The sequence below is a fragment of the bacterium genome (assembly GCA_021372515.1).
In the GTDB taxonomy this organism is placed as follows: Bacteria; Gemmatimonadota; Glassbacteria; order GWA2-58-10; family GWA2-58-10; genus JAJFUG01.
Map to the genome: position 1 here is coordinate 20884 of JAJFUG010000007.1, position 6824 is coordinate 27707.

General features: G+C 64.1%; 7 protein-coding genes. All 7 read left to right on the plus strand.

Annotation, left to right across the window (positions count from 1 at the left end):
• The first annotated feature begins 83 nt into the window (after nt 1–83).
• The 7 genes from LLH00_00470 (at nt 84) to LLH00_00500 (ending at nt 6689) form a co-directional block, all read left to right on the plus strand.
• Nucleotides 84–926: a polyprenyl synthetase family protein gene (locus LLH00_00470; GenBank protein ID MCE5269740.1), complete on the plus strand. Its 843-nt coding sequence runs from the start codon at nt 84–86 to the stop codon at nt 924–926.
• A 4-nt stretch (nt 927–930) separates the two neighbouring features.
• Entirely contained in the window at nt 931–2925 is a 1995-nt protein-coding gene (locus tag LLH00_00475) for an alkaline phosphatase family protein (protein MCE5269741.1), read from the plus strand.
• A 92-nt stretch (nt 2926–3017) separates the two neighbouring features.
• Nucleotides 3018–4217, plus strand: a complete 1200-nt coding sequence (locus tag LLH00_00480) for a radical SAM protein (GenBank protein ID MCE5269742.1) — start codon at nt 3018–3020, stop codon at nt 4215–4217.
• A gap of 104 nt (nt 4218–4321) precedes the next feature.
• Complete coding sequence (locus tag LLH00_00485) at nt 4322–4588, plus strand: hypothetical protein (protein ID MCE5269743.1); 267 nt, start codon at nt 4322–4324, stop codon at nt 4586–4588.
• 58 nt (nt 4589–4646) lie between these two features.
• Entirely contained in the window at nt 4647–5039 is a 393-nt protein-coding gene (locus LLH00_00490; protein MCE5269744.1) for a hypothetical protein, read from the plus strand.
• A complete protein-coding gene (gene radC / locus LLH00_00495; GenBank protein ID MCE5269745.1) occupies nt 5036–5824 on the plus strand; it encodes a DNA repair protein RadC in 789 nt (262 codons plus the stop codon). Before LLH00_00490 ends, radC begins: the two co-directional genes overlap by 4 nt.
• Before the next feature lie 127 nt (nt 5825–5951).
• On the plus strand, nt 5952–6689 hold the full coding sequence (locus LLH00_00500; GenBank protein MCE5269746.1) for a hypothetical protein: 738 nt from the start codon (nt 5952–5954) through the stop codon (nt 6687–6689).
• Nucleotides 6690–6824: the final 135 nt, after the last annotated feature.

Here is a 6824-nt window from a genome sequence, read left to right on the forward strand (position 1 = left end):
CCTTAACCGACACTGAAACGGAGCGCAGCCTGGAGACCCCGGAAAGCCGTTTCCAGCAAGCTTTCGGCCCCTACGCCCGGCTGGTGGAGCAGAGCCTGCCCGGCGTCCTTCCCGCGCCGGAGGAATTCTCCGCCCCGGTGGTGGAGGCCATGCGCTACAGCCTTCTCGCCCCGGCCAAGCGGGTGCGCCCGGTGCTGACCCTGGTCTCGGCGGCCCTGGCCGGAGGCAAGGCTGAAAGAGTCCTGAACGCCGCCTGCGCGGTGGAGATGATCCACACCGCCTCGCTGATCCTGGACGACCTGCCCTGCATGGACAACGCCTCGCTGCGGCGCGGCAAGCCCCCGCTGCACGCACAGGCCGGCGAGGCCACCGCGATCCTGGCCGCCAACGCCCTCCTGATGCAGGCGTTCCACCTGCTGGGACGTTCGGTGGAGGCCCACGGCCTGCGTTCCGCGGCCGCCGGGGCGCTTCTGCGCGAGGTCGCCGACTGCGTGGGCGCTCCGGGAATGATCGGCGGGCAGTGGAAAGACCTGCACCTGGACCGCGAGGACCTGGAAAGCCTGGAATTCGTGCACAGCCGCAAGACCGGCGCGCTGTTTATCCTCTCGGCCACCCTGGGGGCCAGGCTCTGCCGCGCCCGCAGCGGAGTGATCGACTCCCTGGCCGCCTACGCCAAAAACCTCGGCCTGGCCTACCAGGTGGTGGATGACATCCTGGAGGCCGAATCGACCGCCGCGGAGCTGGGCAAGCAGGCCGCGCCGGCCGGGGCCAGGAAAACATTTGTCAGCGTGTTCGGCCTGGAGGCCTCGCGGGTGGTCGCCCGTGAGCTGCTGGACACCGCCCGCGCCGCCCTGCACCGGTTCAAGGGCCCCGAGGCCCAGCTCCTGCTCGATCTGGCGGATTACGTTATGGAAAGAAAGGTCTGACACTGTGACAGAGGACAGCGACAGAGGCCCGCAGCCGCAGGATACCGGGCAGTCGGTGGAGCAGATACGCGCCCGGTTGCGCGCCCTGGGCTACCTGAACAGCCCGGTCGAGCGGTTCCTGAGCGCGCGCACTGCGGGCGGCGGCTCCTGGCGCACCGCGTTCAGCCTGGCGCTTCGCACCTCGCTGCTGATCGGCTCCCTGCTGGCCGGGCTCACCAGCTCCGGCTGCCTTCTGGCCGACCCCTCGTTCATCGAGCGGCCGCTGGATGTGCTGCTGTTTTTCCTCTACATGGACCTGGCCTTTGTCGGCCTCACTTTTCTGCTCATGCTGGGTCCGGCCCTTTACTGGGCGCGCCACGGCCGTCCCGAGCAGGACCTGCGCAAGGGCGGCTCGCTGCGCTCGGGGTTCCTGGCCGTGGCCACGTCCCTGGCCCTATGTGTTTTCCTGACCGGCTGGTGGCACGCCATGCTGATGGAGTCGGGCCTCATCGAGCCGCTGGGCCCGGTCACCCTGACCGCCCTGGTCATAATCACCCTGGTCAGCTTGGCCAGCGCGCGCCTGGTGGTGCTGATCTATTTCATCCTGGCCGGGGTCCCGGCCCCCTCCGACTCACGGCGGGCGGCGCTTTCGCACAGCTACATCCTGCCCCTGGCCGCAGTGCTGCTGTTCGAGCTGTCCTGGGCCGGCGGGGTCTACCTGAACAACTCGGCCGACAGCTCACTGGCCGACACGATCGAGGAGCGCTCCTCGATCACCCGCCTTCCCATGCTGCTGGTGGGGATCGACGGGCTGGATGCGGCCACACTGTTCGAGATGGCCGACCGGGACAGCCTGCCCAACCTGGCCCAGCTCATCCACCAGGGATTCAGCGCCGAGGTGGAGAGCGCGGAAAACTACGTGGCGCCCCAGGTCTGGAACACGGTTTCCACGGGCCTGACCCCGGAGGAGCACGGAGTGAATTTCTTCACCCTGCCCACGCTGCGCGGCCTGTCCCGCCAGCCGCGCCTTCCCGCCGCAGCACCGGGACTGCATTCGGTGGCGGTCCACGCTTTCCCGTTTTTCAGCCTCTTCCGCGCCACGCCGCTCAGCGCCAGCTCGCGGCGCGGCAAGTCGATCTGGGAGATACTGGCCCTGTTCGGGGTGCGCTGCGGCGTGGTCAACTGGTGGGCCTCCTGGCCCGCCACCCGCAACGAGGGGTTCACGGTCAGCGAGCGGACTTTCACCAAGCTGGGCCTGGTCCGCCAGGAGGAACGCACCAGCGCGGCCTATTTCGAGGACGAGGTCTACCCGCGCGCCGAGTTCGATTCCCTCTCGACCCTGGCCCTGCACCTCGAGGACCGTCTGCCGGCGATCCTGGAAAACTGTCCGCGCCTGGGGGCTTTCCTGGCCACCGAGGGCGGCAGCCCGGCCGCCGACCTGGTTCGCTCGATCTACCTGGCTGACTGTTTCTACACCCAGGCGGCAATCGAGCTGCTTTCCCGTCGCCGGGTCAGTTTCATCGCTCTCTACCTTCAGGGCGCCGACATCCTGGGCCGGATCAACGAGCGCACCGACCTGCTCGGCCCCGAGAGCCTGCGCCCGATGATCCCAGAGTACTGCCATTACATCGACGACCTGCTGGGCGAGCTGTTGCGCGCCTACCAGCCCACCGGGCTGACCGTGGTGGTCTGTGATCCCGGCAAGCGCGGCCGCCAGAACGAGCAGCACGGCGCGGTCATTTTCCGGGGGATCGACACCCGGAGCGGGACACGCTCGGTCAGCTCGTTCTACCTCGAGGACATCACCCCGACCATGCTCTACCTGATGGGCCTGCCGGTGGGACGGAACATGGCGGGACGGGTGCGCACCGAGGTGGGCATCTCTCCGCCGGGCGGCCCGCCCTCGCTGCGCTATGTGCACTCCTACGGTCCCCCGCCGGCTGTCGGCGGGCAGAGCACGCCCTACCGCTACGACCGCGAGATGATCGAGCGCCTGCGCTCGCTGGGCTACGTGCGCTGAGTGTCTATTGAGCACAGTTGCAATAAGGGCCGAAAGGTGTAAAATTAGGAGATAGAGCGGGATCGACAGTTTAAGAGGGGAATCGCCGAACGATGATCAACGATGTCCGTCGCAACCCGGGACTTCTCAAGCTGGATCTTTACTGCCGCGGTATCCGCCTGGGTGACTCGTGCCGGGTGGAATCCGACGGCGGCCGGGAGATAATGCGCACCCGGGCCGGGCTGGGCAGCGGCCTCGAGGTGGTCCTGCCCGAGGGCCTCTACACCAACATCCCGGTCAGCGAGCCTTTCGCCGCCTCCAGTTGCTACCACCTGGAGCGCGAGGCCGACTCCAGCTACCGTATATACCGCGACGGCGAGCCGGTGGCCCCGGTGAGCCTCACCCCACGCCCGGCCTGGTACGGGCTGAGCACCTCCCGCGGAACTCCGATGCGGCGGGTGGGTACCATGCAGGGGACCTATCTGGCGGTCTATCCGGCCAAGGTCTGCGACTACTGGCTGGAAAAGCCCGAGCGGGTCAACTGCAAGTTCTGCTCGGTGGGCCTCAATCTGGGCTGCGACGATGCCGAGGACAAAAGCGTGGAGGACGTGGTCGAGACTGTGGGCGCCGCGCTGCGGGAAAGCCGGATCACCGATGTGGATTTCAACACCGGCCACTACCGCGGCGACACCTATCTCGATATCCTGGAGCCTTACATCCGGGCGGTCAAGAAAAAGTTCGGGCTGCTGATCGGAGTGCAGACCCCGCCGCACAACGACCTGAAGCGCTATCACGCCCTGAAGAAAATGGGGGTGAACCGGGTCTCGTTCTGTTTCGAGCTCTGGGACCGTGAGATTTTCGCCCGGGTCTGCCCGGGCAAGCACGCACAGTACGGGCTGGACCGCTACCTGGAGGCTGTCGAGTACTGCGCGCGGATCTTCGACACCACCAACGGCGAGATCGTGGCCGGCCTGGAGCCGCCCGAAAAGTCGATCGAGGCTGTCGACTGGATCACCTCGGTGGGCGCGGTGCCCACGGTCTGCGTGTTCCGTCCGCTCCAGGGCACCGATTACGAGCACCTGCCGCCCCCGCGGACCGCGGACCTGGTCCCGGTGTTCGCCAGGTTGTACGAGGCCTGCATGGAGCGCCGCCTGATGATCGGAGTGGCGCCCAATATCAAGGTCTCGCTGGTCATCCTGCCCGAGGAGGGCCGCTATTTCGTCGAGGACGCCGGACGGTTCCCGCTGGCCCGGGCCCGCAACGCGGCGCTGCGACCTCTGTTCCGGGCCGCGTTCAGGTGCGGGCTGGTCTGAGTCGCGCGCCGGCCGGAAAAGTGTATATTTAATACAGTCCACATAAAAGTAACGATGCCGGCGCATTGCCGCCGGAGCGGGTCAATTCAAACCGGAGAGTCGTGATGCTGCGCAAGAGAATGCTGGCCCTGGTTTTCGCCGTGATCCTGCTCGGTGGTCTGAGCGGGTTCCTGTTCGCCCAGAATTTCATGGACACCAAGCCCACCATGCAGTTCAGCATCCCCAAGAACTACGGGCTGCTGGTGACCATCTACCAGTCCGGGGCCAGCACGGTGATGTGGTTCGAGGCCCAGGACGGGACACTGCGGCGGGTGCTGCTCAGCAGCGAGGGCACCTTTGACCTGAATGTCTGGGCCATAACCCGCGAATAGTCACTCAACGCGGGTCATGCCCTGAAACTGTTCTCCCCCCCCCACAAGGAGCCGGTTCATGCCGAGGGAGCATTTCGGCCAGTACCTGCTGCGCAAGGGCCTGATCGACAAGCGCTGCCTGGAGCGCGTGCTGGATTTCCAGCAGACGATCAACATGCCGATCGGCCAGTTGGCCATGAGCCGCGGGATGCTCAACCCGCTGTCGGTCAACCGGATACTCGAAAAGCAGGCCACTTGCCGCGAGCTGTTCGGCGAACTGGCGATAAGCATGGGAATCATGGGGCGCAACGAGCTCGAAAACCTCCTGCGGGTGCAGGAGGACAATTTCACCCAGGTGGGCGATCTGTTCGTGGCCTGCGGATTTATCGACCGCGAGCGGATGGAGAGCGCGCTGCACGAATTCATGGCCGGTGACGGCGCCTCGTCGGATGCACCGGAGGAGAAGCAGTGAATCGTGACGAGGCCGGACAGGGGCACCGTGGGCGCCTGCGGGACAAGTTCCTGGAAAAGGGGCTGGGTGCGTTCCGGGACGATGAGATAATCGAGTTCCTGCTCACCCTGGGCACCCCGCGCCGCGACTGCAAGCAGCCCGCGCGCGAGTTGCTGGCCAGCATGGGCAGTCTGCGGCGGGTGTTCGAGGCCCCGCTGGAGAGCCTGACCGAGGTCCAGGGCGTGGGCGAGAAGAACGCCGTGGCGCTCAAGTTGATCCACGAGGTGGCGCGACGTTTCCTGGAGGACCGTCTCCAGGAGGCCACGTTCGTGCATGACGCCTCGGATGTGTACGACTACCTGCGCCACAGCATGCGCGACCGCGACATCGAGCTGTTCAAAGTCCTGTTCCTGGACGCCCGCCACGCGGTGATGCGGGCCGAGGACCTGTTCCAGGGCACCCTGAGCTACAACATCATCTACCTGCGCGAGCTGCTGCGCCGCTGCCTGCAGTACAACGCCGCCGCCATCGTGGTGGCGCACAACCATCCCTCCGGCGACCCCGCCCCCAGCGCGGACGACAAGCAGCTCACCCGCGACATGGTCTACGCCACCAGCATGATCGAGGTGCGGCTTCTGGATCACGTGATCGTGGGCGAGGAGAATTTCTACAGCTTCGCCGACCGCGGCCTGATCGAAATCTACCTGCGCGAGTTCCGCCGCAACCCCGCGATCACCTATTTCCGCGAGGTGGCCCAGGACGCACTGGGCTGGGGACACAAAGTCCCCGCGCCGGAAGAGGACTGATTCCGCATCGTTTCCATTCACAAATTCATTGACTGCTGATATATTCCTCCGATGTGGCTTTCCTCTACGGCTTGATTCCCTATTCTCTGCACCGGGGAGGCGCGGTATGCGGAGGTTTGCGGGTGTAATGCTGCTATTGCTCTGCCTGCCGGCTGGTGTCCAGCTGCTAAACGCTGGGAATGAATCCTCGCCGGAAGAAAAACAGGACCAGCGCCTTGTCTTTGAGTCCCTTATCCGGCAAGGGTTGGAATGCGGTTATCTGGATTCGGCCTACACTGTGGAATACCGCCTCGCGGACAGCCGTCCCCTGCCGCCGCGCGCGCAGATGGCGAGGGAATACTGGTACGAAGTGCCGGAGGATCGGACCGGAATACTGATTGACAGCCTGCTGGACCTGGCCCAGGAAATTTATCCACCTGAGAGCGAGGCCCTGATCCCCTGGTTCAACCTGAAAGCCGAGTCACTGATCAACCGCAAGAAAATTGCCGCCTCTGAAACATACATGTGGCAGGTCGAATACAACGGAGCGGCCCGGCTTCTCGACCGGGCATTGTGGATCATCAATAATTACAAGGTGGCTGATACGCATCCGGCGGTGTTGCGCCTGAGGTTGAACAAGGCTTACTGCAACTATCTTAAGGGGGATTTCTCCGGACCGTTGCGCAGCCTGGAGCCGCTCGAACAATATTTTGTAAATCTACCTCTCTCCGAGACCGCCACAAAAGCCATGTACAATGAACTTATAGCCAGATGTAGCCTGAGATTAGGCCAGAATTCACTTGCCTACGCTTACAATGTTAATACGGCTATTGGACCAGAAGAGTATAATGAATACCTCTCAAATATCGATAGTACAACCCAGTAGTGTCCGGTTAAAATAGAAACAAAGCGGGCTAAGCCCCATTCTTATTAGATTTGAAGCGCCAACAACAAATCTGGATAAGAAAATGGAGGTTAGCCCGATGACAAGGAATACGGTATTTGGTCAGGTTATGCAATT